Below are 26,025 nucleotides of genomic sequence, written 5' to 3'. Positions count from 1 at the left end.
GGTGCATTGACACCGCGACCTGGGTGCTTCCCGCCCGGCGCGCGTCTGGCCTCGGAGGACGGCAGCTGATCCCGGTTGTTCGTACGCACCCTGTGCCGCGGTGTCTTCGTGTTCTCGTCCACCGCGAACAAGGGAGCTCTATGTCTTCGTCCATTGTGTGCAATGACCTCTGTTTCGCCTGGCCGGACGGCGAGGTGGTCTTCGACCGGTTCACCCTCGCGATCAGCGAGGGCCGCACCGGGCTGATCGGGGTCAACGGGTCCGGGAAATCCACCCTGCTCCGGCTCATCTCCGGCGAGCTGGCGCCGGACGCGGGCTCGATCAGCGTGTCCGGCGAACTCGCTTACCTGCCGCAAAACCTGAGCCTCGCGTCCGAACGCCGGGTGGACGAGGTGCTCGGGCTGGCCGAGGTCCGGGCCGCGCTGGCCGCGATCGAACGCGGGGACGCCGACGAACGCCATTTCGCGGCCGTCGGCGACCAGTGGGACGTCGAGGAACGCACCCGCGCCACGCTCGATCAGCTCGGCCTCGCGCACGTCGCACTGGACGCGCGGGCGGACGAACTGTCCGGCGGCGAGCTGATCCTGCTCGGCCTCGCCGCGCAGTTCCTGAAGCAGCCGGACGTGCTGGTGCTCGACGAGCCGACGAACAACCTGGACCGGCGCGCCCGGCGGCTGGTCGGCGCGGCGGTGCGGGCGTGGAAAGGCGTGCTGGTGCTGGTTTCGCACGATCGGGAGCTGCTGCGCCACGTCGACCGGATCGGCGATCTGCGTTCCGGGACGGTGACGTTCTACGGCGGGAATCTGGAGGACTACGAGGCGGCGGTCGCGGTCGAGCAGGAGGCGGCCGAGCGGACGGTGCGGGCGGCCGAGTCGGATCTCAAGCGGCAGAAGCGCGAGCTGGTCGAGGCGCGGACGAAGCTGGACCGGCGCGCCCGTTACGGCCGGAAGCAGTGGGAGAACAAGCGGGAGCCGAAGGTCCGGATGCGGAAACGGCAGGAGGACGCGGAAATCGCCGCGGGCAAGCACCGCACGATGCACCTCGGCAAGGTCGCGGAGGCCAAGGACCGGCTGCGGGAGGCGGCGGAGACCGTCCGCGCCGACGACGAGATCCGGATCGATCTGCCGGAAACCTCGGTGCCGTCCGGAAAAGAAGTGCTCACGCTGTCCGATGTGGAGCTTCGCAACGGGCTCGCGGTGCGCATGGAGCTGCGCGGTCCGGAGCGGATCGCGCTCGTCGGGCCGAACGGTTCCGGGAAGACCACGCTGCTGCAAACGATCACCGGGGCGATCCAGCCGCGGTCCGGGACGGTCAAGGTCCCGGTTCCGGTGCGCTGGCTGCCGCAACGGCTCGACCTGCTGGACGACACACTGTCGGCCGCGCAGAACGTGGCTCGCGCGGCTCCTTCGGCCTCGGACAACGAGATCCGCGCTCAACTCGCGCGGTTCCTGTTGCGCGGCAGCCGGGCCGATCAGCCCGCCGGAAGCCTTTCCGGCGGCGAGCGTTTCCGCGCGACGCTGGCGACCCTGCTGCTGGCGGACCCGGCGCCGCAGCTGTTGTTGCTGGACGAGCCGACGAACAATCTGGACCTGGCCAGCGTCCGGCAGCTGTCGCAAGCGTTGGCGTCCTATGCCGGTGCGTTGATCGTGGTCAGCCACGACCTCTCGTTTCTGCGGTCTATCGGGGCGACGCGGTGGGTGCGGCTCGGGTCCACTGTGGATACTGTGGAGGAGGTCAGCGAATCGCCGTGAGCAGCGTGACCGCGCCCGCCGCGAGCAGTGCGGCGGCGAATCCCGTCCCGCCGCCGAGGTTGGCGATCGTGCTGAACACGGCGACCCCGCCGCCCGCGCCGATGGCGAAGCCGACCTCCTGCGTCGCGCCCGCCGCCCCGGCGTGCTCGGCGGTCGCGGCTTCGAACAGCGCGGTGGTCGCCAGGGTGCCGATCGCGCCGTATCCGAATCCGACCAGCGCGACCGGAAGAACCGTGTGGCTCAACGGAATCGCAATCAGTCCGGCCGCTTGGATCACCAACGCGATGGAGGTCGACGTCCGGCTGCGCAGCCAGTTCACGCTGAACGGAGCGACCAGCCCGCCGGCCGCAGTGGCCACGGCTTGCGGCAGCAGCGCGAACCCCGCCTCGATCGGCGTATGTCCTTGCGAGTGCTGGAGTTCGAGGCTGACAAGATAGAGACAAGCCGCGGCCGTCGCGGCGGAAACGACGATCCGCGCGAACGCCGACGCGAACCCCGGCCGCCGAAACAACCGGACCTGCAGCAACGGTTCGCGGAGCCGAAGCTGCCGGCGCACGAACACCGTCCCCGCGACCAGCCCCGCCGCTATGCACAGCACCCCGCGCACCGGTGCGACGGTCGCTTCCTGCAGTCCATACACAATCCCGCCGATCGCCGCCGCCGACCACAGCAGGCTCGGGATCTCCCATCCGGCAGCGGCCTGGCCGACCGACTCGGGCTGTAACCACAGCGCCAGCCCGATCGTCAGCACCGCGAGCGGCACCAGCGCGAGGAAAACCCAGCGCCAGCCCGGCCCGTCGGTCAGCAGCCCGCCGGCGACCGGACCCAGCGCGTTTCCGGCACCCAGCGTGGTGATCCACATCCCGTTGGCGAACGCGAGATCGCGGCCGGAGAACAGCGAACCGATCGTGCCGACGACCCCGGCCAGAATCAGCGCACTGGCCACCCCGAGCAACCCACGGCACACAATGAGCAACGTCGCGTTCGTCGCGGCAGCGGCCACGGCGTTGAGCACCGCCAGCGCGCTCGCGCCGATCAGCAGCACCCGTCGCCGTCCGTACCGGTCGCCCGCCCGGGCCGCCCCGACCATCGAGACCGCCAGCGCGAGCGGGTAAACGTCGACGATCCACGCCCGTGCCGTCGCGGGCACCTGCAGTTCGGCGGCGATCCGCGGCAGCGCCGTGTTGACCATGCTGAGCGCGAGACTCCCGCCGAGCACCCCAGCCAGAAGAGGAATCACAACCAGCCCGCGTCGCGGTTCCACCCGGGTCAACGCCATGCGACGATCTTGTCCGGACACCCGCACACGCGACAAGTACGGACTTCGATGTTCGGTACTAACCAAACGGATAGTGAGGAGGCCGGATGCGCCCGCAGGTCGAGAAGGCCGTCCGTACCTGGCGGACGACGTGCGCCGCCGAAATCACGACGATGGTGCTGGGCGGCGCGTGGAAACCGAGCATCCTGCACGAACTGGCCGACCACGGCGTGCTCCGCTTCGGCGAACTCTCGCGCTTGCTGTCGGGTCTCACCGACCGCGTCCTGACCCGCCAGCTGCGCGAGCTGGAAGCCGACGGGCTGCTGCGCCGCGTGGTGTACCCGCAGGTGCCGCCGAAGGTGGAATACAGCCTGACGGAATTGGGCGAAAACGCGCAGAAGGTGCTGAACGCGATGGCTGCGTGGGGCCGTTCATACGCGGCGGACCACGATCCCGACCGGTAATTCGCTGTGGCGCAACGGTTCGCCGAAGATCAGTAAGCTCAATGCCATGAGCGAGGAAGAACTGCCGAGCAACTGGGGCCGGTGGGGCGCCGACGACGAACTGGGCACGCTGAACCTGATCACCGACGAGGTCCGCGAACGAGCCGGCCGGGAAGTGCGCAGCGGCCGCTCAGTCTCCCTGGCCGTGCCGATCCAGCCGTTGCCCGTGCTCAGCGGCCCCTTCCCACCACGGACCGCCGAAGAGTCACCGGTACAGCAGATGATGCTGTACACCGGAAGCCCCGCGCTCGCGTACGCGGAGGCGATGACCGTTACCAATCACCATGTCCTGTCCACGCACCTGGACGCGCTGGCGCACATCCCGCAGGACGGCCAGGTCTATCCCGGCCGCCCGGCGAACGAGAGCGTCACGATGGGCGGCGTCGTGCACGGATCGACCACAGCCTTCGCCGCCGGCATCGTGACCAGGGGAGTCCTGCTCGATTTCGGTGCCGACGGCCCGGTTCCCGCCGACCACGCGATCACCGCGCGGGACCTGGACGCCGCGGAGGAACGCTTCGGTGTCCGCGTCGAATCCGGCGATGCGCTCGTCGCGCGGTTCGGCTGGGTGCAGACCCGGTACCGCGGCAACCCGATGCCGGGCATGACCGTCGACGCGGTGCGGTGGATGCATGATCGCGGGGTTTCGTTGTATGCCGGGGATCTCTCGGACGCGTATCCGCCGGTGCAGCCGGGCGTCCCGCCGGCGATGCACGGGGTCGCGTTGCCGCGGATGGGCATGCCGCTGATCGACGCGGTGGACGCTGATGAACTGGCCGCGGTTTGTGCTGAATTGGGACGGTATAGCTTTCTGTTTGTCGCGGCTCCGCCTCGGATCCTCGGGTTGACGGGGGTGCCGGTTAATCCAGTGGCGATTTTCTGACGGGTCTTGGGTTCCCCGGCGGCCCTTTTTGGGCGGCGGTAAGGGCATTCTTCGGCGGCAACGGGGCCGGGGAGGCAGCGGGGCAGATGCCGGTCGAACCGGTGCGGCGAAAGTGATGACGGACAGAACCGGGCTGGCGAATACGAAGTAACCAGGCGCGATCGGCCCAGCTGCGCCAAACCTCGGCGTGGTCCGGGCCTTCGTCGCTGCTCACCCCGGTGCCGACGGGGGCGGGGTGAGGCGTCCGTGAAGGGAACCCTGAGGGAATCAGGGTCTGTGAAGGTTCCCCGCACGGACGACCAGACCGCTCCCGCGCCGGCCTGCCGACCGGTGGAGAGCCGCACCGGCTCTGGCCGGCTCCGTCGATCCGGGCGGGCGGGCCGCGACGGCATCTACCGCGCCGCCTTAAGTCCCTGGCATTGGACTCTGATTCCGTCGGGGTTCCCTTCACGGACCTTCGCCGACCCGACCTGTGACGAACAGTGTTCGCCGAACGAACACTCGCGATACGCTGCCCTCGTGGATCCCAAAGAACGACGCGCCGCGCGGCACCAGTCGCCGGCCTCCGGTGCCAGTCCCAAACCCCGGCGGCGGACGGTGCCGATCACGGTCGAGCAGGTCGTCGACACCGCGCTGGAGATCATCGCCACCGAGGGGTACGAGGCGTTGTCCATGCGCCGTGTGGCCGACGCGCTCAACACCGGGCCTGCCTCGCTCTACGCGCACGTGGTCAACAAGACCGATCTCGACGAGCTGCTCATCGCGCGGCTGTGCGCGAGGATCGTCCTGCCCGAGCCGGACCCGGCGCGCTGGCGCGATCAGATCGGCGACGTGTGCGTCCAGCTTCGCGACCTCTACCTGGCCTATCCCGGGATCTCCGGTGCCGCGTTCGCGGTGGCGCCCACCGACCTCGACACCGCGCGGCTCAACGAGGGGATGCTCGCGATCCTGCTCACCGGGGGCGTCCCGGCGCAGGCCGCGGCGTGGGGGGTCGACACGCTCCTGCTCTACGTGGCGGCGTACTGCCTGGAGGCGTCGATCGTGCGGCGGCGGGTGGCGGAGAAGGACGCGGTGTGGATCGTCGGCCGGGACGAGATGCAGCGTCGGCTCGAGTCGCTGCCCGCAGAGGAATTTCCTTATACCGCAAGCCATGCTGCCCAGCTCACGGCTGGCGAGGGGCATGATCGGTTCGACTTCTCGCTCGCGCTGATGATCGACGGGCTCGCCCGCCGGTAGACCGTCCGGAAACCCCCGGAGACGTCTCCGGGGGTTTCTTGCGCGTTGACAGGAACACTGTTCGTTGATAGAACGGTGTTCGTGCGAGTACTGACAGACCGACGGCCGGTGGTGCCGACCTCCCACGGCCAGGTGCGTGGAACCGTCGAGGGCGACCTCGTGGTGTTCCGCGGCATCCCCTTCGCCGCGCCGCCCGTAGGCGATCTGCGCTTCGCCGCGCCTCAGCCGCCACGCGAGTGGGCGGACGTGCTTGACGCCTCGGCCTTCGGCCCGATTCCGGCCCAGGCGGAGGTGCCGTCGTCCGCGGTGGCTCCGCCGCCGAATCCGCCTGACGACGGGCGCGGCTGCCTCACCGCGAATGTCTGGACCAGCGACCTGTCCGGCCGTCGCCCGGTGATGGTGTGGATCTACGGCGGCGGCTACCTGGCCGGCAGCTCGGCCGATCCGGGATACGACGGGGCGGCGCTGGCCGAGGAGGTCGTCGTGGTGACCTTCAACTACCGCGTCGGGGCCGAGGGGTTCGGGCAGCTCGCCGGGGCGCCCGCGAACCGCGGGCTGCTGGACCAGGTCGCGGCGCTGAAGTGGGTCCGGGACAACGCGGCCGCGTTCGGGGGCGACCCGGAGCAGGTCACGATCTTCGGTCAGTCCGCTGGTGCGGGCGCGGTCGCCGCGCTGCTCGCGATGCCGCGTGCGGCAGGGCTGTTCCAGCGGGCGATCGCGCAGAGCGTGCCGGGCACCTTTGTCTCGCCCGAGCTGGCGGCGGATGTCCTGGCCACGATCGAGGCAAAAGCGGGTGGCACGGAGACGGCTGCGCTCACGGCGGCGGTAGACAAGCTCGATCTGCGCGAGTACGTCGATCGTTGGGGCACCTTCGCGTACGGGGTGTCGCCGTATGCGCCGGTCGTCGATGGCGACGTTCTTCCTGCCACGCCTTGGCAAGCCCTCCGCGACGGTGCCTCCCGCGACGTCGAACTGATCGTCGGGCACACCCGTGACGAGTTCCGGAAGATGCTCGCGGGGCGCGGACTGCGAGGGCGGGTGACCGCGGAAATGGCGGCTGACGCGCTCGCCGCGTTGGCACCCGACGCCGAGGCGTGCCGCGCGGCTTTCCCGGAAGCCACGCCGGAGGAGCTGTACGAACTGGTCCATTCCGACTGGCTGTTCCGGATGCCTTCGGCGCACCTCGCCCGGGACCACACCGGTCGCACGTTCTGCTACGAATTCGTCCTCGAAGCGCCCGGCAACGGCGGTGCGCTGGGCGCGTGCCACGGCGCGGACGTCGCGCTGACTTTCGGGAATCTGACCGGGCCGTTGGCCGAGAAAATGCTGGGGCCGCAACCCAATGCCGAACTTATCGCGGTTTCCGCGGCGATGCGGGCGGCCTGGACCGCCTTCGCGCGCGGCGAGGGGCCGGGTTGGGGCGAATTCGGCGAAACCGGCACGACCTGGGTGATCGACGCCGACCCGATCGTGCGGTCTTACCCCGAACAGGCGTCCGCGAACCTCTGGGCGGGGCACGATTTCCCGTGCCTGCCTCTCCGTGAAGGGAGCCTCTCGTGAAATCGGTCCGGTTCAGCAGCTTCGGCGGCCCGGAAGTTCTCGAGATCGTGGATCTGCCGGATCCGCACCCCGGCCCCGGCGAGGTCCGCATCGCGGTGCGCGCGGCCGGGGTCAACGCGAGCGACTGGAAGAAGCGCCAAGGCCTGATGGATCCGGAACTTCCGCAGACCATGGGGTACGAAGCGGCGGGCATTGTGGACGAACTCGGCGAGGGCGTCACGGACGTCGCCGTCGGCGATCGAGTCTTCGGCTTCCAGGCTTCCGGTGGCGCGCAAGCGGAATTGACCGTGTTGTTCTGCTACGCGCCCATCCCGCCGTCGCTCAGTTTCGCCGAGGCGGCCGCGCTGCCGGTCGCGGCCGAGACCGCCGCGCGGGCGCTTGATCAGCTCGGTGTCGAGAGCGGCGTGACAGTGCTGATCAGCGGTGCCTCCGGCGGCATCGGCAGCGCGGCGGTGCAACTCGCGGTGGCTCGGGGAGCGCGCGTGATCGGCACCGGAAGCCCGGCCAAACATGACTTTCTGCGTTCCCTCGGCGCCGAACCCATCGCTTACGGGCCAGGGATGCCGGACCGGGTCCGCGCGCTCGCGCCCGAAGGCGTCGACCTGGCCCTGGACGTCGCCGGGAGCGGGGTTCTGCCGGAGCTGATCCAGCTCGCGGGCGGCCCGGAGAACGTCCTCACCGTCGCCGACTTCGCCGGCTCCCAGCAGTACGGCGTGCGGTTCAGCCGCGGCGACGGGGGACGCGCGCTTTACGTGCTGTCCCAGCTCAGCGAACTGGTCGAAGCCGGCCGGTTCACCCTCCCCGTCGGGCAGACGTTCCCGCTGTCCGACGTCGCGGAAGCGCACCGCGTCGGCGAATCGGGGAGCGTGCGCGGAAAGCTCGTCCTGCTGCCCGGCTGACGAGCCCCTTCACTCAATCGAGAGAACTTCATGAATCCTGACCTCTCGCCGACCGGGACCGCCCCGTCGGCTCCTCCTCACGCGCCCGGAAACGCCGTGCGCCACAAGCATCGCTGGCTCGCGCTCGTCGTACTGAGCCTCGCCCAGCTGATGGACATCCTCGACTCGACCATCGTCAACATCGCGCTCCCGTCCGCGCAGCACGACCTCGGTTTCCCGGCCGACTACCGGCAATGGGTGCTGACCGGCTACGCGCTCGCATTCGGCAGCCTCCTGCTCCTCGGCGGCCGGCTGTCCGACTACTTCGGCCGGAAGCGGCTGTTCCTCATCGGCATCGGCGGGTTCGCGCTCGCCTCCGCGGTGGGCGGCGCCGCCGAGAACTTCGCGACGCTGCTGGCCGCGCGAATCGGCCAGGGCGCGTTCGCCGCGATGCTCGCGCCGGCGGCATTGTCGTTGCTGTCCATCACTTTCGCCGACGACGCGAAGGAACGCGGCCGCGCGTTCGGGATCTTCGGTGCGATCTCCGGCGCGGGCGGCGCGGTGGGACTGGTGCTGGGCGGCGTGCTCACGCAAGGCCTTTCGTGGCGGTGGTGCCTCTACGCCAACCTGATCATCGCCGCGGTCGCGTTCGTCGGCGGGCTGGTTCTCCTGCACGACGGCGACCGGCCGCAGCGGGTCCGGCTCGACGTCGCGGGAACGGCCGTCGTCGTGCTCGGGCTGATCGGCGTCGTCTTCGGCCTCGGCACCGCGGAAACGCATGGCTGGCAAGACATCCGGACGTTCGGGCCGGTGCTCGCGGGTGTCGTGCTCGTCGTCGCGTTCGTGGTCATCGAACGCCGAGTCGCGCATCCGCTGCTGCCGCTGCGGGTGGTGCTGGACCGGGTCCGCGGCGCGGCGTACCTGACCTTGGGCATCTGCGGGACCGGGATGTTCGCGGTCTTCCTGTTCCTCACCTTCTACCTCGCGAACACGCTGGGGTTCAGCCCGGTGCAGACCGGCGTCGCGTTCCTCCCGATGATCGGCCTGGTCATGGTGGGAGCGGTGTTCTCCGGCGCGGTGCTCCTGCCGCGCACCGGACCCCGGCCGCTCGTCCCGGCCGGCTGCCTGCTGGCCGCGATCGGCATGGTGCTGCTGACCGGAATCGGCGCGGATTCGAGCTACGCCGCGGACATCCTGCCCGCGCTGCTCGTCACCGGAGCGGGATTCGGGCTGATCTTCGGCCCGGTGCAGAACGCCGCGACCAGCGGGGTCCGGCCGCATGACGCCGGGGTGGCGTCCGCGATGGTGACGACGGCCCAGCAGATCGGCGGGTCCATCGGGACCGCGGTGTTCAGCTCGCTCGCCACGTCGGCGATCGCCGGATACCTGGCCGCACACCCGGGCGCGGCCGCCGAAGCGACCTTCGCCGGATATCACCTGGTGTTCTGGATCGCGGCGGCGGTCTTCCTCGGCAGCGCCGTGCTGGCCGCACTCCTGTTCCGGAGCGGCCCGCTGCCGTTGCCCGCTGAGCCGGACCGCGAACGCTAGCCTTGGTCGTATGGCAGAAACTCGACCTGGAGGCCGTACCGCCCGTACGCGCGCGGCAGTGCACAACGCCGTGCGCGAGCTGTTCGCCGAGGGACGCGACCAGCCGTCGGTGCGGGAAGTGTCCGAACGGTCGGGTGTGCACGAGGTGACGATCTACCGGCGGTGGGGGCGGATCGAATCGCTGGTCCTCGACGTCGCGGTCACGCAGCTCAACGAGGAAGCGCCGTTCCCGGACAGCGGTGACCTGCGCCGCGACCTGCTCGACTGGGCACGCGCGGTCGCCGGACAGGTGAAAACGCGCGAGGGGTTCGCGCTGTTCCGCGCGCTCGCCGCGGCTACGTCCCCGCTCGGCGGCGGGTCGGACGAACCGGTCGCCGCCGATGCCGCCGGGTATCTGGCGAAGCGCACCGCGCAGCTGCAGCGGGCGCTGGATCGGGTCGCTGCGGCGGGGGGTAAGCCGCCGACTGTGGCGCATGTGTTCGATGTTGTGCTTGCGCCGATTTATCTGCGGGCGATCTTTGGGTATGAGCCGCCGGATACTGAGCTGGCTGTGCTGGTGGATCGGGCGTTGGCTACTGCCTGAGCGGGCGGGCTGCCGCCGGTTGCGGATGTCTTCACGGACCGCTAGCCCTACGTCCGGCCCTGGCGGGGGTGCCTCCTGAGCCGGGCGGCTCAGCCTGCTGACCGTCCATAAAGGACGCCAACGTCGGTGAAATGCCCGATTGACACCGGAATACCCGTTTCTCCAGGTCTGTGAGGGCCACCTTGGGGGAATCAGATTCCCTCAAGGTGGCCCTCACGACCGACGCACCCGGCTCCGGTCGCCCGCGTTGGCCCGGACGCAGGCCGAGCAGTGTCCGCCAGTCGTGTCGGGTTGGACGGACGCTGCTCGGGCCGCACCCGTAACGCCGTCTTGAGTCCCTGGCATTGCCCCGGGTGGCCGTGGTGGACCAGGCCTGCGAGGCCGCTGAAAAATCTAACTGCAGGAACTCTTGCATTAGTGGCCTCCTCTTCGCATACTTCTCGTTAGTGCAAGTTTTCTAACGTTAAGAGCGGAGTCACTATGGCCGGCAGCGCACACCCGCTTCGCGACCGGATCGCCGTCGTCACCGGGGCGAGTTCCGGGATCGGGGCGCAGATCGCCCGCGAACTCGGTGCCGCCGGGGCCAAGGTTGCCCTGGTGGGGCGGGATTCGGGGCGGCTCGGGGCGGTCGCGGGGGAGCTGGCGGCGGCCGAGCCGATCGTCGCCGATCTGGCCACCGAGTCCGGTCCGCAGGAGGTCGTGGACCGCGCGGTCGCTCGGTTCGGCGGCATCGACGTGCTCGTCCACGCCGCCGGGGTCTTCCTGCCGACGCCGTTCGCCGACACCACCGACGAGCAGCTCGACGCGCAGTGGGCGACCAACGTCCGGGCACCGTTCCGGCTGACCAGGGCGGCCGCCAAGCACCTCGGCGACGGCAGCAGCGTCATTTTCGTCTCGTCGATCTGCGGGCACGTCGGGTTTCCGAACTCCAGCGCCTACTGCGCCACCAAGGGCGCGGTGGAGCTGCTGGTCAAATCGCTGACCGCCGAGTTCGCCCCGCAGGGCATCCGGGTGAACGCCGTCGCCCCCGGCAACGTGCGCACCAGCATCAACGCGCACCTGCTCGCGGATTCCGACTACGAACGCCAGATGCTCGATTCCACTCCGGCGGGCCGTGTCGGCGAGGTCGGCGACATCGCGCCCGCGGTCGCGTTCCTCGCTTCCCCTGCCGCGTCCTATATCCACGGTGCCAGCCTGCTGATCGACGGCGGCTGGGTGGCGTCGTGAGGTTTGGCGAACTCGTCGCCGCGAGCGGCCTCGACCTTGTCGCGGAACCGCTCGATGTGGCGGTAGTGCTTGCCGCGCTTCAGGAGTTGCACGGCTTGTCCGGGCGGCTGGAGCGGCTTGCGTCGGAGAAGGACGAGACGTTCGTCCTGCATTCGGCGGACGCGCGGTACCTGGTCAAGGTGAGTGGCGAAGCGCGGGAGGACCTCGCGTTGCAGACGGCGGTGTTGCGGCACCTTGCGGGCTCTGGGCTGCCGGTTCCGGTCGTCAAGTCCGGTGTGGACGGTGGGTTGATGCACGACATCGCTGGCGGAAGGCTGTTGCGGGTCTTGTCGTATCTGCCGGGAGAGCCGTTGGCCAAGCGTGCGGGCGACCTGGAGTCCTTTGGCAGTGCCCACGGGCAGCTCATCCGTGCGCTCGCCGACTTTCGGGGCGGGGAGCGGACTTTGCTCTGGGATCTGCGCCACCTCGGTGCGCTCGCCCCGGATGACCCGCTCGCGCAGGAGATCCTGGCGGAGTGCGCGTCCCGCGTCCGGCCCGACGAGCTGGAAACCCAGCTGGTGCACAACGATCTGAGCCCGCACAACCTCCTCGTCGACTCGCGCGGAGAGCTGACCGGAATCCTCGACTTCGGCGACGTGCTCCGCACCGCAGTGGTTTTCGACCTTGCCATCGCGCTGTCCAACGTCCTCGACGCGGACGCGCCGGACCCGTGGGCGGATCCGCTCGCGTGGCTGCGGGGCTATCTCAGGATCCGGCCGGTAGCCGAAGAAGAACTCCGGCTGCTTCCGTTGCTGGCCACGGCGAGATTGGTGCAGCGTGCGCTCATCGCGGCGTGGCGGGCCGAGCGGGATCCGGCTCGCGCGGCGTACGTGCTTTCCCACGCGGCCCGGGATTGGACGACTGCCCAGGCGGTTTATGCCGATCTGGACACCGTGGCCGAACGAATGCTGGAGGTGCGGCGATGACCGGTCCGGAAATGGTCAACGGCTTCACCGAGGAGCATCTTTCCGCGCAGCCACCGCACATCCGGGGCTTGATCGACCGGCGCGCGAAGGTGCTGGGGCCGGGGTATCAGCTGTTCTACTCGAACCCGGTCGAAGTCAGCCGGGGTTCGGGTGTGCACCTTTACGACTCCGGGGGCAATGAGTACCTCGACGCCTACAACAACGTCGTCTCGCTCGGGCATTGTCATCCCGCCGTGGTCGAGGCCGTGGCCCGGCAGCTTTCGGTACTGACGACGAATACCCGTTACCTGCAGGAAGATCTGCTCGATTTCTCCGAACGGCTGCTCGCGACGTTCCCGGCGGAACTCGACCGGGTCACTTACACGTGCACCGGTTCGGAAGCGAACGACCTCGCCTTGCGCATCGCTCGGGCGCACACCGGGAACGCCGGGATCATCGTCACGCGCAACGCGTATCACGGGGTGACCGCCGAGGTCGCGGCGTTTTCCCCGTCCCTCGGGCCGACTTCGCCGCTGGGACCGCACGTGCGGACGATCAGCGCCCCGGATCCGTTGCGGCACGGGGATTCGGTGACGGATATGTTGCGTGACGAAATCCGGTCGGTGATCGAAGATCTGCAGCGGCACGGGTTCGGTGTGTGCGCGCTCGTGGTGGACAGCATCTTTTCTTCCGACGGTGTGCAGCCGTTTCCGACGGACCTGCTGGGCATTCTCGCCGCCGAAGTCCGCACGGCAGGCGGGGTTTATCTCGCCGACGAGGTCCAAGCCGGGTTCGGTCGCACTGGGGCCGGGTGGTGGGGTTTCGGCCGGCACGACGTCGTGCCTGACCTGGTGACGCTGGGAAAGCCGATGGGCAACGGTATTCCGGTGGCCGCGACCGTGCTGAGGAACGAGATCGGCCGGGAGTTCGGCCGGAACGTCCGTTACTTCAACACTTTCGGCGGCAGCAATGTCCCGATCGCCGCGGCCTCGGCGGTGCTCGACACCATCGAACGCGAGGGCCTGATCGACAACGCGCGGGAGATCGGCGGACAACTGCTGCGCGGTTTCACCGAGATCGTCGCTGGACATTCTTGGCTGGCCGAGGCGCGCGGTGCGGGGCTGTTTCTCGGCATCGAGGTGACCGAGCCGGACAGCACCGAGCCGGATCGGGCACTCGCGCAGTCTCTTGTGGACGATCTGCGGGAACACTTCGTGCTCGTGTCGGCTTCGGGTCCACAGGGGAATGTCATCAAGATCCGGCCGCCACTGGTGTTCTCCGCCGCCGACGCCGCGCTGCTGCTGGAGCGTTTCGCGGCGGCGGCCGACCGGAGGCGCGCATGACCGCACCGACGATCGACCTGAACGCCGACGCGGGCGAAAGCTTCGGCCGCTGGACTCTCGGCGACGACGACGCCCTGTTCCAGCACATCACGACCGCCAACATCGCGTGCGGCTACCACGCGGGCGATCCGGCGACCATGCGCGCGTCCCTGATCCGCGCGCGGAACGCCGGGATCGCCGCCGGCGCCCACCCCGGCTATCCGGACCTGCTCGGCTTCGGCCGCCGCGCGCTGCCCGCGACCGATTCCGACGTGGTCGACTACATCCTCTACCAGGTCGGCGCGCTCGCCGGGCTCGCCGCGGCCGAGGACGTGCCGCTCACGCACGTCAAACCGCACGGCGCGCTGATGGGCCGGATCTGCCGTTCGCCGGAGCTGGCGGTCACGGTCGCGCGAGAGCTGCAGTCCGTGCTGCCCGGAGTGCCGCTCATGTTCGCTCCCACCGAGGCGATGCGCGCGGTGGTCGCGGCCGGACTGCCGGTCATCCCGGAAAACGCGGCCGACCTCGACTTCGACCAGGACGGCATCAACGTCGTCGAACCGATCCCGCAGGCCAAGGACCCGACGGCGGTCGCGGAGCGGGCGCTGGAGATGGCGCGCGGGACGGTCCAGACGGTGGACGGAACGGTGATCCCGATGCCGGTGCGTTCGGTGTGCGTGCACGGCGACCGGCCGAATGCGGTGGCGATCGCGGCCGCGGTGCGCCGGCGGCTGGAGTCGGCGGGGTTCGTGCTGAGGGGCGGCCGACATGAGCTATGAGGTTTTCGCCGACGGCTCCCGGGCCAGTTTCGGCGGCGACGAGTTCGTGTTCGTCGAAGTCTGCGAAAGCATGGATCTCGCACAGGCACTGCGGATCCAGGCCATCACCGGCGAGCTGTCGCGGCGCGAGCTGCCCGGCGTTCTCGACGTCGCCCCGGCCAACGCCAGCTACCTCGTGCGCGCGGACCCGGACGTGCTGCACCCGCGCGAACTGGTGCGGACGCTGGCCCGGCTGCACGAACGGTTCGGGGAGGCGGGCTCGGTCGCGCTGGACACGGAGATCGTCGAAATCCCAGTCTGGTACGGGGATCCGGAGACCGAACGGGTCTGCCTGAAGTTCCGTGACCGGCACCAGTCGGCGGACGAGACCGACCTCGGCTACACCGCGCGCGTCAACGGGCTGTCCTCGGCTGAGCTGGTCGCCGCGCATTCGTCGGCGCCGTTCATCGTCACGTTCCCGTGCTTCAAACCCGGCAACACCGAATGCGTCCAGCTCGTGCCGCGCGAACGGCAGCTCCAAGCGCCGAAGTACCTGCGGCCGAGGACGGAGACCCCGGCGCGCGCGGTCGCGCACGGCGGCGCGTTCACCGTCGTCTATCCGACCGCGGGCGTCGGCGGGTACCAGCTGCTGGGCCGATCGCCGGTCCCGGTCGCCGATCTCGCGCAGCGGACCCCTGGGTTCGAGACGTCGAAGGTGCTCGCCACGATCTCCACCTTGCTGAGCTTCCGCCCCATCCACGGCGACGAGTACGCGCAGCTCCGCACCGACTCGCGCGAGGGCCGATACCGCTACCGCCGCGCGCCGGTGCGGTTCGCGCTCGCCGAATTCCTCGCGGACCCGGTCGGCTATCCGAGCACGTTGACGGCGGTGTTGTCATGATGACCGTTCTTGCCCCGGGGGCCCGCACGCTCGTCCAAGACCTCGGCCGCGCCGGGCAGTACGCGATCGGCCTGCCGCCGTCCGGCGCGCTCGACCAGTACTCGCATCGTTGCGCCAACTTGCTTGTCGGCAACACCGAAACCGCCGCGACGCTGGAAGTTACGATGATCGGCCCGGAACTGCGGTTCGCCGAACCGGCCACCGTGGCGATCACCGGCGGCGAAGCCGAGATCAGCATCGACGGAATGCCTGCGGAAGGTTGGCAGACGTTGTCGGTGGACGCCGGTCAGGTGTTGCGGATCGGCACTCTGCGCACCGGTTGTCACGCCTATCTCGCGGTGCGCGGCGGGATCGCGACCGAGCCGTTCCTCGGCAGCCGATCCACTTACCAGAGTTCGGCGATCGGCTGTCCGCTTGCCGCCGGCGACACCGTGCCGGTCGGCGACGAGACCGAGCCGTTCTGTCCGGGCGAGGGCAGCACCGTCGACTCCCGGTTGCGTCCCGCGCTCGGCGGGCACCAGCCGCTGCGGCTGGTCGAAGGGCTGTGCCGGTACCGGTTCACCGACGAGAGCGTCCGCGAGTTCTTCTCCTCGACGTTCACCGTCTCCGCCGAATCCGACCGCACCGGCCGTCGGCTGATCGGCCCGGCGCTGCGGTTCGTGGACCGCGAGGCCCCGTTCGGCGCCGGCGACAACCCCAGCAACGTCGTCGACCTCGGTTACCCGGTCGGATCGGTGCAGGTGCCCAACGGCGAGGAAGCCATCTGCCTGCTGCGCGACGCGGTGACCGGCGGCGGCTACGCCACCATCGGCACCGTCGTGAGCGCCGACCTCGACGCGCTCGCCCAGCTCAAAGCACCGGACACGGTCCGTTTCGTGCCGGTGTCGCTCGACCAGGCCGTCGCCGCCCGCCGCGAGAGCCGCGACCGGCTCGGCCACGTGCGGCGCGGACTGCGCCTGCTTTCCCTCTACTGACTTCTCGTTCCGGCAGCACCCGGCCGTCCTCAGAGTCTTCAGAGGACGGCGCGAACGCCCGCCCGTTCGCCAGCGCCGCCCCTACCCCCGCCTCGCTCCGAGGAGCCCGCCATGACCACCCCCGAACTCGTCCGCCGCCCCTCGCGCTCCGCCTCGCCGTGGACGTTCCGGACCCTGCTGATCCTGCTCGTCCTCGACCTGACCTACCTCGTCAACGCGATGGACCGGCAGGTGTTCGCCGTCCTGCTGCCGGACATCAAGCAGACCTACCTGCTCACCGGCACCCAGGCCGGGACGCTGTCCACGATCTTCACCCTCGGCATGGGGCTGGCCGGCATCCCGGCGGGCTACCTTGCCGACCGGATCGGGCGCAAACGGGTCATCGTCGCGAGCCTGCTGCTGTTCTCGATCACCTGCGCGCTCCAGGCGACGGCGCACGGGCTCGTCGACCTGACCGCGTGGCGGATCCTGTCCGGCGTCGGCGAAGGAGCCCAGAACGCGGCGCTGTACGCGGCCGTCGGCGCGTACTTCCACCGCAATCGCGCGGTGGCGATCGGATCGATCAACGCCGCGTTCGGGCTTGGCGCGTTCGCCGGTCCGCTCTGGGGCGGGGCGCTGCTGTCCTCGACCGGCAACTGGCGCGTGCCGCTCCTGGTGTTCGGCGGGCTCGGCCTGGTGATTCTGGTCGTGATGGTGTGCACCGTGCCGCGATCGGTGACGGAAGCCGGTCGCCAAGAGGAAACCCGCTCGGCCTCGGTGCCGGGCAGCGAGGTCCGGTTCTTCAACCGCCGCGTCGTCTGCTGCACCATCGCGACCGTCGCCGCCGGCTTCGCCATCTACGGCTACCTCGGGCTGTATCCCACCTACCTCCGCGATGCACACGGCTACTCCGGCAGCCAGATCTCCGTGGCCGCGGGGATGTTCGGGCTCGGTGCGCTCACGTCGGTCTTCTGCGGGATGTTCGCCGACCGGCTCGACCAGCGGCTGGTCAACGTCGCCGGATTCGCCGCGATCGCAGCGTGCGGGGCGGGGATCTTCGCCTTCGCCGACGCCTATCCCGCGCAGCTCGTGCTTTCGCTGGTACTGGGCATCGCCTTCACCGGGATCGTCTACACCAACACGAACGCGCTCATGCAGCGTTCGGTGCCCGGCTCGAAGGCGGGCCGGGCGAGCGGGCTCTTCGTCGCGGCCATGTATCTCCCGGCGAGCGTGTCCGGCTATTTCTTCGCGGCCGTCAAATCCGGCCTGGGCTGGCACACCGCCGGAGTGCTCCAGCTGTGCGCGATCCCGGCCGTCGGCCTGATCGCGATGGCCGCGATGGGCAAGCCGCGCGACTGACCACAAAGGACAGAGAGGAACGAAATCCATGACACAGCACTACGAACCGTACTCCGAAGTGCGCGACGGCATGCGGATCGACTGGGACGTCCGGCTCCCGATGAGCGACGGCGTGACCCTGGCGGCGGACATCTTCCGGCCGGACGACGACCGGCCGCATCCGGTGCTGCTGGCAGCCAGCCCGTACGGCAAAGGCCTTTCGTTCGCCGAGGGGTTCCCGTCCCAGTTCTCCGCACTCGTCCGCGAGCATCCCGAAGTGATGGCTGCCTCGACCGGCGCGTACCAGGTCTGGGAATATCCGGACCCGGAACGGTGGGTCCCGGAAGGCTATGTCTGCGTGCGGATCGACGTGCGCGGCACCGGCGGCAGCGAGGGGGCGATCGACTTCTTTTCGCCGCGCGAGGCCCAGGATCTTTACGAATCGATCGAATGGGCTGGCGTCCAGGACTGGAGCAACGGCAACGTCGGCATGCTCGGCATCTCCTATCTCGCGACCAACCAATGGTTGGCCGCCGCGCTTTCCCCGCCGCATCTGAAGGCGATCTGCCCGTGGGAAGGCGCTTCCGACTATTTCCGCGAATACACCCACCACGGCGGGATCCCGACGGAATTCATGCCCAGTTGGGCGCCGAACCAGGTGCTGCGCATCCAGCACGGCCGCGCCGACGCGCCGGTCAACCCGAACACCGGCCGCCGAGTATCCGGGAAACCTGTTCGCACGGAAGAAGAACTGGCCGCAGCCGCCATCCGGATCACCGACGTCCTGCTCGAACGGCCGGTCATCGATGACTACTACCGGGACCGCACCGCGGTACTGGAGAAGATCACCGTGCCGGTGCTGTCCTCCTCGAACTGGGGCGGGATGGGTCTGCATTCCCGGGGAAATTTCGAGGGCTTCCAACGGGTTTCGTCGGAGCAGAAGTGGCTTGAGGTGCACGGGCTGGAACACTGGACGGAGTTCTACACCGACTACGGCCTCGACGTGCAGCGCCGTTTCTTCGACCACTTCCTCAAGGGAGAGGCCAATGGCTGGGACGTTCAGCCGCCGGTCCAGTTGCAGGTGCGCACGCCGGACAGATTTTTCCTGCGTCACGAACGGGAATGGCCGCTCGCGCGTACGGAATGGACTTCGCTGAATCTCGACCTCGAAACCCGGGAGCTGGTCTCGCGTGCTCCGTTCGGCGCGCAGGCGGCGGAGTTCGTGGCGCGGTCGGAGGGCGTGCTGTTCACCTTGCCGCCCGCTTCGGAGACGGTGGAATACACCGGGCCGGCGGCGCTGAAGCTGTTTGTCTCGTCCACGACCGAGGACGCGGACCTGTTCGTCACGATGCACCTGTTCGATCCGGACGGCGTCGAGGTGCTTTTCCCGACCGCCTTCGAGCCGCATGGTCCGGTCGGCCAGGGTTGGCTGCGCCTGTCGCACCGCGAACTCGACCCGGAACTGTCGCGGCCGTACCGTCCCTGGCAGCGGCACACCGCGGTCGCGCCGCTGGTTCCGGGGGAGGTGTACGAGGCGGATGTGGAGATCTGGCCGTTCTCGATCGTGCTTCCGGTCGGGTACGCCCTCGGGGTGTCGGTGCGCGGGCAGGACTACGAGCATCACCTGCCTGGCCCGCATGAGATGACCTATGGACGCGAGGTGCGGGGCAGCGGTGCGTATTGGCACGAGCTGCCAGGTGATCGTGACCGTGCGGCCTTCAGCGGCCGGACCACCTTGCACAGCACGGAAAACCGACGGCCGACGCTCTTGCTGCCGAGGATTCCGGCCAGCTGAACTTCGCGGACCGGTGCCATCGACCGATCCCGCGGCCCGGTGCCGGTTCCGCGAAGCACCAGGCACCGCCGCTGTTTCGGAGCGGCGGTGCCCTGGTCTGCACGCCTCCAGGTGGGCCTGCTCAGGGCTCGCGGCCGTGAAGGACTCCTTGAGGGAATCTGGGTCCATGCTGGGGCTTAAGGCGGCGCTGCGGGTGTCGTCGAGGCTCGTCTGCCCAGTCCGACACGGCTGGCGGGCCGGTTTGGTTTGCGTCGGGGCCGTCGTGGGCGGCGGGAGTTGGGTGTGTTGTCTGTGAGGGGGTCCCTGAGGGAATCTGATTCCCTCAGGGACCCCCTCACAGACCTGAAGGAAGGAGTATTCCGGCACTAATCGGGCATTTCGCCGACCCGGGAATCCTTTGTGGACGGTCAGCAAGCGGAGGCGGCGCTGCGGGTGCCGTTGAGGCTCGTCTGCCCAGGTTGAAGGGGCTGGCCAGGGCCGGTGCGGCTCTTGGCGGGTCCGGCTGGCACGGGTTGGTCGTCCGTGAGGGGAACCTTCACGGACTCTGATTCCCTCAGGGTTCCCCTCACGGACGGGGAAACACGCGTGGGGCCACCCGGTGTAGGTCGCTGGCAGTGGACACACCCGCGCGTGCGGTTCTATCGTGGGAAGTTCGAACTCTGGGGGAGGGCTCATGATCCGTCGAATCATTGCTGTGGTCGGCATACTGGGGCTGGCCGGAATCGGAGCGGCGGCGCCCGCTTCGGCCACGTCGCAGCTCACTCTCGACCCGAACTCGGGTGCGCCCGGCGATGCGGTCACGATGACCTGGCAGTGCAGCAAGGACGACGGCCCGGTGCGTCAGCTGTGGTCGAACGTCCTGACCGGGTTCCCGACGAACCCGCACACCTACGTGGGCAGCGCGCAGGCCACCGTGCTGCCGGACGTGACCCCGGCCGGGAACGGGAACTACTGGGTGGCGCTGGACTGTCAGCATTCCTACTCGATCCTGCCGTTCACCGTCCGCTGATCGGGGCGGCTTAGACTCGGCCGCATGCCGTCCGAGCTGCTTGTTTTCCTCCGCGAGCTGCGGGCGACCACCGCGTGGACGGTCGTCGCCCGCAGCCCGTCGCGGTGGGAGCTGGCCGGACAGACCTGGCAGGCGACCGTGACCGTCGATCCGCGGCGCTGGCTCGGGCTGGAGTTCGCGGCGTGGGATCCGGTGACCGGCAAACGCGCCACCTACGCCATCGACACCGACCTGTACGACCTGTCGCAGGACAAGTACCGGGAATTCGCGGCGGAAATCGAACGCGACATTACGGAGTTTCTCGACAATTTGCGAAAGGGTGCGATGCTGCGCGGGAACGACGGGGCCAAGTTCGTGCTCGTCTTTCCGCTCGGCGGCGCCTGGGTCCGCGTCGTCCAGGGGCGTTTCCTGACCAGTGCGTCCACGCGCGCGGCGCTTCCCGCCGGTGACTACGTTCCGGTGGAATGACCGGCTGCCTTTCGCCGGAACCGCCGTGCGGCGAATGGTCGTCGCGCACCTTCCCCGATTCCCGCTAGCATTCCCGGGCTAACGTCGAACTGTCGGGGATTTCGCGCGAACATGGAGTGGGTGAGCTGTGTTGAGAAAACTTGTTGTCGCGGCATTGTGCGCTCTCGGCCTGGTGACGATGGGTACTTCCGCGAACGCCGAGCCAGCCCCGTCGAGTTCGGTGACCGTCGCGCCGGGCACGGTCGCGCCGGGTGCGGCGGTGACGTTCTCGGTGACCCTGTCGAATGCCGACGCCGATCCGCTGAAAGGCGGAAAGCTGGGGCTTGGCGTGGCGAACGGGGCGATAAATCAGGTCCTGGACGTCAGCACCTGCGCGGACTGCTACCAGGCCGGCAACACCATTCGCTACGACGTGGGCGATGTCCCGCTCAACGGCAGCAAAACCTTCACCTTCTCCATCGGGGTTTTCGCCAGCGCGCAGCTGGGGCAGTACGCCATTGAGCACCAGTTCGTCGGGGACAATTACTCGTACGAAACGCTGAGCGGCCCGACGATCACCGTCGCGCGGTAGAGATGTCCGTGAGGGGAACCCTGAGGGAATCTGATTCCCTCAGGGTTCCCCTCACGTCCGCTGTCAAGCGGCGACGGTGCCCTCGACGTGCGCCTTGATCAGTTCCAGTCCGGGCTGGATGAGGGCCGGGTCCTCGACCGGGTGCGGGCCGGGAGGTTCGGTGGGCGGGATCAGGCGCTCGAACAGGCGGCAGAACAGCGTGGTGCCGTCGCCGAGGTCGAACGTGGTGAAGGTGGCGATCGCGTGCATCGCCGGCGCCGGGGTGCCGTCGTCGAGGACGTCGCGGCCGACGACCGTCCACAGCTTGCCGGGGACCCGCGCGACGACGGTGTAGAGCTTCGGCTTCTCGTTCAGCTCCGGCTGGATGGTTTCGAGCAGCACGTCGCCGAGCTCGGCGGGGACGTCCGGGGTGCCGCGCCGCACCTCGGTTCCCAGGGCCATCGGCAGCCACTTCGGCAGGTTCGACCAGGTGGTCACCCAGTCGTACACCTCCTGCGCCGGGCGCTTGATCACGATGCGGTTCTCGACGAACCGGATGTTCAGGTCGTCCGGGATCTGCCGGACATACAATTCTTCGGACATGATTTTCTCTCCTTTTTTCAGTGCGGGGAGTGCTGGCCGGTCATGAGCGCGCCGAGGTCGTCCGGTTCCAGGAACGACGGCGGCGGGGGCGGGCCCCAGCTGAACAAGCCCTGTGCGCCTTCGAAAACCTCCGGCGTCCAGATCTCGTCCTCGGGGATGCAGTCCATGTCGGAGTAGTACTCGCTGAAATTCCCCGCCGGGTCTTTCAGGTACCAGAAGAAATTGGAGCCGGCGTGGTGGCGGCCGAGTCCCCAGACGTGCCGGTCGGGATGGCCGTTCAGCATCGCCGCCGCGCCGCGGCCGACGTCGTCGATGTCGTCGACCTGCCAGGACGTGTGGTGCAGGAAATTCACCGGGGCGGCGAGCGCCAGCACGTTGTGGTGATCGGCCGAGCAGCGCATGAACGCGCCCTTGTCGCCGATGTAGTCGCTCACCTTGAACCCGAGTGCTTCGGTGAAGAACCGCATGGTGGCGTCGAGATCGGTGGTGCCCACGACACAGTGGCCGAGTTTCTTCGGCCGGATCGGGCTGGTGCGGACCACACCGGGGGCGCGGCCGAACCGTTCGATGCGGCCGGGTCCGTTGTACGGCGTGGCCAGGACGGGTTCCTGCACGATCCGCGGCGAAATCTCGACGCGGACGGTGAATCCGGAAACCGGCTCGATCGCGGCGACCGACGTGGCGGTTTCGGTGCTGACGACGCCGAGGCGGTTCAGCCGGGCGGCGGTTCGCGCGATGTCGTCGGCGTCGTCGACTCCGACCCCGAGTTCGAGCAGTTGCCGGTAAGGCGCGTGCCGGACGCGCAGCTGCTCGCCGCCTTCGAGCGTGGTGAAGTTGCCGTCGCCGACGTGGCCGAGGCCGAAATCGGCGTAGTAGGCAATGGTTTCCGCGACGTTCGGGACGCCCATGGTGACCCGGGTCAGCCGGTGCATGCCCATGTCAGTCCTCCTTCGCCGCGACGAAGGTCTGCCGCATTTCGCCGAGCCCCTCGATCCAGCTGACCAGCTCCTCCCCGGCGCGCAGGAAGCGTTGCGGGGAGCGGCCGACGCCCACCCCGGACGGGGTTCCGGTCAGGACGAGGTCGCCCGGGTACAGGGTGATCGTCCGCGACAGCGCGGAAATCAGCTTGGCCACCGGGAAGATCAGCTCGCGGGTGCGGCCGTCCTGCACGGTCTCGCCGTCGACCGCGCAGCCCAGCGCCAGGTCGTCCCGGTCCGCCAGTTCGTCCGGCGTGACCAGCCACGGCCCGACCGGGGCGAAGCCGGGGAAAGACTTGCCGAGGCTGAACTGCGGGGCCGGACCGGCCAGCTGCGAGATCCGCTCGGAGAGATCCTGGGCGATCGTCACCCCGGCGACGTGGTCCCACGCCTCGGCTTCCTCGACGCGGGAGGCGGTCCGGCCGATGATCGCGACGAGTTCCACCTCCCAGTCCACGTTGCCGCCGGGCGGCAGCACGACCTCGGTGTCGGGGCCGGTCAGCGCGGACACGAATTTGGTGAACACCGGGGGAATCCCGTCCGGCGAAGCGAAACCGGACTCGGCGGCGTGGGCGTCGTAGTTCAGGCCGATCGCGACGATCTGCCGCGGGGCGGGGGACGGCGGGCCCAGCTGGGCACGCGTGAAGACCACGTCGGGCTCGGCGGTGAGTTTCCTCGCCCAGACCTGGAATTCCTCCCAGTTCCGGTAAAGGGAACCGAGGCCGAACAGGCCGCCGGACGCCTTGGCGACGTCGATTCCCCTGTCCTCGGCGGTCAGCAGCACCGCCCGGCCGTCCACATTGGCTAGTTTCATGATCCTCTTCTCTCAGCAGCAGAGCGTCAGGTTTGTCCGGACCGGCAGCGGAAGCGTGACGAGGAGGTCGTTTCCCTCGTGCCGGGTGTGCAGAGCGGGCGATGCCGTTCCGGCGGAATCGGCGACGAGCACGTCGTCGCGGAACAGCGTCCAGTGCTGCCCGGGGGCGACGTTGGCGATCCGCAGCGTCACGTCGGTCTGTTTCCCGGCCACTGGCCGCAAAGTCAGGGCCAGCACCGACTTTTCGCGGTCGTACCAAGCGCGGAGGAACTCGGCCTCGCCGTCGATCCCGGTCACCGCCGGTTCGCGGAAGTGCTCCGCGGTCCAGGGATGGTGATACATCTTCCACAGCCCGTCGGTGACGTTCAGCCGGGCATAGCCGAGCATCGCGTTTCCGGTCAGCCGGTCCATGAAGATCATGTTCCCGTTCTCGTCGAACGAACGGTCTTCTCGCGGGTAGAACAGGCCGCCGTTCTGCCAGGTCGGGTTCAGATAGTTGTCGGCGTAGCCGAGCATGCCGCGCAGGTTCTCGTGGTCGCCGACTTCGGCCATGCAGGCCGCGACGTAGCCGAAAGCCGGGGCGCGCCAAGTGAAATCCAGGTCGCGGGTGAACTCCGGTTCCCGGCCGGCCAGACGCGCCTTCCGGGCTTCCAGCGCGGCGGTCGGCTCGGCGAGGGTGACGAGGCCGTCGGCGGTGCGCCGGATTTCGTCGCGGATCTGGTTCGGGTACAGCCGGTGCACCAGGTCGCGGCTCCACGCGTTCAGGTTCAGCGCGGTCCAGGCGTTGCCGCCGCCCTCCAGCGGCATTTCCGGGCGGTCCTGCTCGACCAGCCAGAGCCGCCAGTACTCGCCGTATTCGTTGAGGATCCCCCGCTGGTCCCACGCCGCCTGGTAGGACTCGGTGACCTCCTCGGCGACCGAGGTGCCCTTGCGCAGGTCGAGGAAGCGGAAGCCGAGAATGGGGAACTGGTTGCAGACGAGGAACAGGCAGTTGGGCTCGCAGACGATGCCGTACCAGCCCTGTTCGGCCATCTGCCAGTAGAGGTTGTCGGCGAGCGAGCTGAGCGAGTACTCGTAGATCTCCGTGCCGAGCCCCTGGAACAGCGGGTCCCAGCGGAACGAGAGCGCGCCGTCGCGGTCGTACTGGTCGCTGTCGAAAAGCATGCTGTGCATGCCGAGCATCGCGAAGAACCGGCCGCTGTACATGATGTTTTCCTTCATCACCGGATCGCGCCAGCCCTCGCGCAATTCGGTGATGTCCGGATTGTTGCGGCGGCTGCCCCGGCTGGTCTCCCGCCAGTACGCCCACACCTCCGGAAGCTGCATTTTCCGGATGATCTCCTCGAAGGCCGGCCGGAACGCCGCCGGTGCCGCGGGAAGGTGATGAAAATGCGCGAAGCCCAGCGTGTAGGCCATCTGCGTGAATTGGTAGCGGTAGGCGTCGGTCCATTCCTGGCCCCACAGCATGCTGCCCATGTTCGCCCACTCGTTGTCCTGCTGGGCGACCAGATTGCGGATGTGCTGGACGTGTCCGGCCTGTTTGTCGTCCAGCGCGGGGTATCCCGAAAGGTCGGGAGCCGCGGACCTCACCGGACCGCCAGGTACGCATCGAGCGCGGCGGTGATTTCCGTGCTCTCCACCAGATCCGTGAAGTGCGTGAGGTATTCGCCCTCGGGGCCCATGAGGTAGGTGAACGCGCTGTGCGGCATCCGGTAGCCGTCCGTCGTGTCGACCCGGCTGGCGTGCACGTGATACGCCTTCTGCATCGCCTCGATTTCCCCGGCGGCTCCGGTGAGCCCGGTGATCCGCGGGTGCCGGGTGGCCAGGAAAGCGTGCAGGACTTCCGGAGTGTCCCGTTCCGGATCGACCGTCACGTAAAGCGCCCGCACCTGATCCGCGCGGTCGCCGAGTTCGCCGAGTTCGCCGAGTTCGTCGAGTACGCGGTCGAGCCGGGCCAATGCGGGCGGGCACACGGTCCGGCAATTCGTGAACCCGAAAAAGACGAGGAGGTATTCGCCGAAATAGGAACGCTCGGTGACCGCATTGCCGGAATCGTCGACGAGCTGGAAACCGCCGCCGACCGTCGGCCGCGGGCGGCGCACCACGGTCGCCGTACCGGATCCGGGAGGGGTGCAGCAGGAGGAATTCATTTCCATGAGTCAAACG

The 26,025-nt window shown here is 68.9% G+C and carries 25 protein-coding genes; 19 read left to right on the top strand and 6 right to left on the bottom strand.

Features of this window, described 5'->3' with window-relative positions; translation table 11 throughout:
- Window positions 1-140 precede the first annotated feature (140 nt).
- On the top strand, window positions 141-1,751 hold the full coding sequence (locus tag ACFSVL_RS21890) for an ABC-F family ATP-binding cassette domain-containing protein (RefSeq protein ID WP_378306944.1): 1,611 nt from the start codon (window positions 141-143) through the stop codon (window positions 1,749-1,751).
- On the opposite strand, the gene ACFSVL_RS21885 is transcribed toward ACFSVL_RS21890, so the two are convergent.
- Window positions 1,735-3,030, bottom strand: coding sequence for an MFS transporter (locus ACFSVL_RS21885; protein ID WP_378306942.1), 1,296 nt, complete (start codon window positions 3,028-3,030; stop codon window positions 1,735-1,737). The two genes, ACFSVL_RS21890 and ACFSVL_RS21885, sit on opposite strands and share 17 nt — an antisense overlap.
- 86 nt (window positions 3,031-3,116) lie before the next feature.
- Here ACFSVL_RS21885 and ACFSVL_RS21880 point away from each other — a divergent pair, with 86 nt between their 5' ends.
- From ACFSVL_RS21880 to ACFSVL_RS21795, 18 genes are all read left to right on the top strand, one after another.
- Complete coding sequence (locus ACFSVL_RS21880; protein WP_378306940.1) at window positions 3,117-3,473, top strand: winged helix-turn-helix transcriptional regulator; 357 nt, start codon at window positions 3,117-3,119, stop codon at window positions 3,471-3,473.
- 46 nt (window positions 3,474-3,519) lie between these two features.
- Complete coding sequence (locus ACFSVL_RS21875) at window positions 3,520-4,395, top strand: cyclase family protein (RefSeq protein ID WP_378306938.1); 876 nt, start codon at window positions 3,520-3,522, stop codon at window positions 4,393-4,395.
- A 519-nt stretch (window positions 4,396-4,914) separates the two neighbouring features.
- Window positions 4,915-5,631 (top strand): TetR/AcrR family transcriptional regulator, encoded by a 717-nt coding sequence (locus tag ACFSVL_RS21870; protein ID WP_378306936.1) that lies wholly within the window; start codon window positions 4,915-4,917, stop codon window positions 5,629-5,631.
- 81 nt (window positions 5,632-5,712) lie between these two features.
- A complete protein-coding gene (locus ACFSVL_RS21865) occupies window positions 5,713-7,191 on the top strand; it encodes a carboxylesterase/lipase family protein (protein ID WP_378306934.1) in 1,479 nt (492 codons plus the stop codon).
- A complete protein-coding gene (locus ACFSVL_RS21860) occupies window positions 7,188-8,090 on the top strand; it encodes an NADP-dependent oxidoreductase (protein ID WP_378306932.1) in 903 nt (300 codons plus the stop codon). The genes ACFSVL_RS21865 and ACFSVL_RS21860 overlap by 4 nt, the downstream gene beginning before the upstream one ends.
- Before the next feature lie 30 nt (window positions 8,091-8,120).
- A complete protein-coding gene (locus ACFSVL_RS21855; RefSeq protein WP_378306930.1) occupies window positions 8,121-9,617 on the top strand; it encodes an MFS transporter in 1,497 nt (498 codons plus the stop codon).
- A 10-nt stretch (window positions 9,618-9,627) separates the two neighbouring features.
- Window positions 9,628-10,200 (top strand): TetR-like C-terminal domain-containing protein, encoded by a 573-nt coding sequence (locus ACFSVL_RS21850; RefSeq protein WP_378306928.1) that lies wholly within the window; start codon window positions 9,628-9,630, stop codon window positions 10,198-10,200.
- Between the two features lie 480 nt (window positions 10,201-10,680).
- Window positions 10,681-11,427: an SDR family NAD(P)-dependent oxidoreductase gene (locus tag ACFSVL_RS21845; protein ID WP_378306926.1), complete on the top strand. Its 747-nt coding sequence runs from the start codon at window positions 10,681-10,683 to the stop codon at window positions 11,425-11,427.
- On the top strand, window positions 11,424-12,392 hold the full coding sequence (locus tag ACFSVL_RS21840; protein ID WP_378306924.1) for a phosphotransferase: 969 nt from the start codon (window positions 11,424-11,426) through the stop codon (window positions 12,390-12,392). Before ACFSVL_RS21845 ends, ACFSVL_RS21840 begins: the two co-directional genes overlap by 4 nt.
- Window positions 12,389-13,714, top strand: coding sequence for an aspartate aminotransferase family protein (locus ACFSVL_RS21835; protein ID WP_378306922.1), 1,326 nt, complete (start codon window positions 12,389-12,391; stop codon window positions 13,712-13,714). The genes ACFSVL_RS21840 and ACFSVL_RS21835 overlap by 4 nt, the downstream gene beginning before the upstream one ends.
- A complete protein-coding gene (locus ACFSVL_RS21830) occupies window positions 13,711-14,472 on the top strand; it encodes a 5-oxoprolinase subunit PxpA (RefSeq protein ID WP_378306920.1) in 762 nt (253 codons plus the stop codon). The genes ACFSVL_RS21835 and ACFSVL_RS21830 overlap by 4 nt, the downstream gene beginning before the upstream one ends.
- Complete coding sequence (locus tag ACFSVL_RS21825) at window positions 14,462-15,352, top strand: 5-oxoprolinase subunit B family protein (RefSeq protein ID WP_378306918.1); 891 nt, start codon at window positions 14,462-14,464, stop codon at window positions 15,350-15,352. Before ACFSVL_RS21830 ends, ACFSVL_RS21825 begins: the two co-directional genes overlap by 11 nt.
- The gene (locus ACFSVL_RS21820) at window positions 15,349-16,326 is read left to right on the top strand and encodes a 5-oxoprolinase subunit C family protein (protein WP_378306916.1); all 978 of its coding nucleotides are present in this window, start codon (window positions 15,349-15,351) and stop codon (window positions 16,324-16,326) included. The genes ACFSVL_RS21825 and ACFSVL_RS21820 overlap by 4 nt, the downstream gene beginning before the upstream one ends.
- Window positions 16,327-16,437: 111 nt before the next feature.
- Window positions 16,438-17,664, top strand: a complete 1,227-nt coding sequence (locus tag ACFSVL_RS21815; RefSeq protein ID WP_378306914.1) for an MFS transporter — start codon at window positions 16,438-16,440, stop codon at window positions 17,662-17,664.
- A gap of 28 nt (window positions 17,665-17,692) precedes the next feature.
- Complete coding sequence (locus tag ACFSVL_RS21810) at window positions 17,693-19,438, top strand: CocE/NonD family hydrolase (RefSeq protein ID WP_378306912.1); 1,746 nt, start codon at window positions 17,693-17,695, stop codon at window positions 19,436-19,438.
- A 673-nt stretch (window positions 19,439-20,111) separates the two neighbouring features.
- Entirely contained in the window at window positions 20,112-20,447 is a 336-nt protein-coding gene (locus ACFSVL_RS21805; RefSeq protein ID WP_378306911.1) for a hypothetical protein, read from the top strand.
- A 24-nt stretch (window positions 20,448-20,471) separates the two neighbouring features.
- Entirely contained in the window at window positions 20,472-20,915 is a 444-nt protein-coding gene (locus ACFSVL_RS21800) for a hypothetical protein (RefSeq protein WP_378306909.1), read from the top strand.
- Window positions 20,916-21,042: 127 nt separating this feature from the next.
- Window positions 21,043-21,486, top strand: coding sequence for a hypothetical protein (locus ACFSVL_RS21795; protein ID WP_378306907.1), 444 nt, complete (start codon window positions 21,043-21,045; stop codon window positions 21,484-21,486).
- Between the two features lie 63 nt (window positions 21,487-21,549).
- Here the strand turns inward: ACFSVL_RS21795 and ACFSVL_RS21790 are convergent, their stop codons facing one another.
- Genes ACFSVL_RS21790 through ACFSVL_RS21770 form a run of 5 tightly spaced genes read right to left on the bottom strand, consistent with a single transcriptional unit; the run spans window position 21,550 to window position 26,015 of the window.
- Window positions 21,550-22,068 (bottom strand): SRPBCC family protein, encoded by a 519-nt coding sequence (locus ACFSVL_RS21790; RefSeq protein ID WP_378306905.1) that lies wholly within the window; start codon window positions 22,066-22,068, stop codon window positions 21,550-21,552.
- A gap of 17 nt (window positions 22,069-22,085) precedes the next feature.
- On the bottom strand, window positions 22,086-23,006 hold the full coding sequence (locus ACFSVL_RS21785; protein ID WP_378306903.1) for a VOC family protein: 921 nt from the start codon (window positions 23,004-23,006) through the stop codon (window positions 22,086-22,088).
- 1 nt (window position 23,007) lies between these two features.
- Window positions 23,008-23,859, bottom strand: coding sequence for a fumarylacetoacetate hydrolase family protein (locus tag ACFSVL_RS21780; protein ID WP_378306901.1), 852 nt, complete (start codon window positions 23,857-23,859; stop codon window positions 23,008-23,010).
- A gap of 12 nt (window positions 23,860-23,871) precedes the next feature.
- Entirely contained in the window at window positions 23,872-25,449 is a 1,578-nt protein-coding gene (locus ACFSVL_RS21775) for a linalool dehydratase/isomerase domain-containing protein (protein WP_378306899.1), read from the bottom strand.
- The gene (locus ACFSVL_RS21770) at window positions 25,446-26,015 is read right to left on the bottom strand and encodes an SCO family protein (RefSeq protein WP_378306897.1); all 570 of its coding nucleotides are present in this window, start codon (window positions 26,013-26,015) and stop codon (window positions 25,446-25,448) included. The genes ACFSVL_RS21775 and ACFSVL_RS21770 overlap by 4 nt, the downstream gene beginning before the upstream one ends.
- Between the last annotated feature and the right edge of the window lie 10 nt (window positions 26,016-26,025).

This window comes from Amycolatopsis silviterrae (assembly GCF_042684085.1).
GTDB lineage: Bacteria > Actinomycetota > Actinomycetes > Mycobacteriales > Pseudonocardiaceae > Amycolatopsis > Amycolatopsis silviterrae.
This window is presented reverse-complemented; position numbering and strand designations above follow the sequence as displayed.

Bases quoted from the DNA above. Each gene is read 5' to 3' on its own strand.
- ACFSVL_RS21890 (WP_378306944.1), top strand. From the start codon at position 141: ATGTCTTCGTCCATTGTGTGCAATGACCTCTGTTTCGCCTGGCCGGAC.
- ACFSVL_RS21885 (WP_378306942.1), bottom strand. From the start codon at position 3,030: ATGGCGTTGACCCGGGTGGAACCGCGACGCGGGCTGGTTGTGATTCCT.
- ACFSVL_RS21880 (WP_378306940.1), top strand. From the start codon at position 3,117: ATGCGCCCGCAGGTCGAGAAGGCCGTCCGTACCTGGCGGACGACGTGC.
- ACFSVL_RS21875 (WP_378306938.1), top strand. From the start codon at position 3,520: ATGAGCGAGGAAGAACTGCCGAGCAACTGGGGCCGGTGGGGCGCCGAC.
- ACFSVL_RS21855 (WP_378306930.1), top strand. From the start codon at position 8,121: ATGAATCCTGACCTCTCGCCGACCGGGACCGCCCCGTCGGCTCCTCCT.
- ACFSVL_RS21850 (WP_378306928.1), top strand. From the start codon at position 9,628: ATGGCAGAAACTCGACCTGGAGGCCGTACCGCCCGTACGCGCGCGGCA.
- ACFSVL_RS21845 (WP_378306926.1), top strand. From the start codon at position 10,681: ATGGCCGGCAGCGCACACCCGCTTCGCGACCGGATCGCCGTCGTCACC.
- ACFSVL_RS21835 (WP_378306922.1), top strand. From the start codon at position 12,389: ATGACCGGTCCGGAAATGGTCAACGGCTTCACCGAGGAGCATCTTTCC.
- ACFSVL_RS21830 (WP_378306920.1), top strand. From the start codon at position 13,711: ATGACCGCACCGACGATCGACCTGAACGCCGACGCGGGCGAAAGCTTC.
- ACFSVL_RS21825 (WP_378306918.1), top strand. From the start codon at position 14,462: ATGAGCTATGAGGTTTTCGCCGACGGCTCCCGGGCCAGTTTCGGCGGC.
- ACFSVL_RS21820 (WP_378306916.1), top strand. From the start codon at position 15,349: ATGATGACCGTTCTTGCCCCGGGGGCCCGCACGCTCGTCCAAGACCTC.
- ACFSVL_RS21815 (WP_378306914.1), top strand. From the start codon at position 16,438: ATGACCACCCCCGAACTCGTCCGCCGCCCCTCGCGCTCCGCCTCGCCG.
- ACFSVL_RS21810 (WP_378306912.1), top strand. From the start codon at position 17,693: ATGACACAGCACTACGAACCGTACTCCGAAGTGCGCGACGGCATGCGG.
- ACFSVL_RS21805 (WP_378306911.1), top strand. From the start codon at position 20,112: ATGATCCGTCGAATCATTGCTGTGGTCGGCATACTGGGGCTGGCCGGA.
- ACFSVL_RS21800 (WP_378306909.1), top strand. From the start codon at position 20,472: ATGCCGTCCGAGCTGCTTGTTTTCCTCCGCGAGCTGCGGGCGACCACC.
- ACFSVL_RS21790 (WP_378306905.1), bottom strand. From the start codon at position 22,068: ATGTCCGAAGAATTGTATGTCCGGCAGATCCCGGACGACCTGAACATC.
- ACFSVL_RS21785 (WP_378306903.1), bottom strand. From the start codon at position 23,006: ATGGGCATGCACCGGCTGACCCGGGTCACCATGGGCGTCCCGAACGTC.
- ACFSVL_RS21780 (WP_378306901.1), bottom strand. From the start codon at position 23,859: ATGAAACTAGCCAATGTGGACGGCCGGGCGGTGCTGCTGACCGCCGAG.
- ACFSVL_RS21770 (WP_378306897.1), bottom strand. From the start codon at position 26,015: ATGGAAATGAATTCCTCCTGCTGCACCCCTCCCGGATCCGGTACGGCG.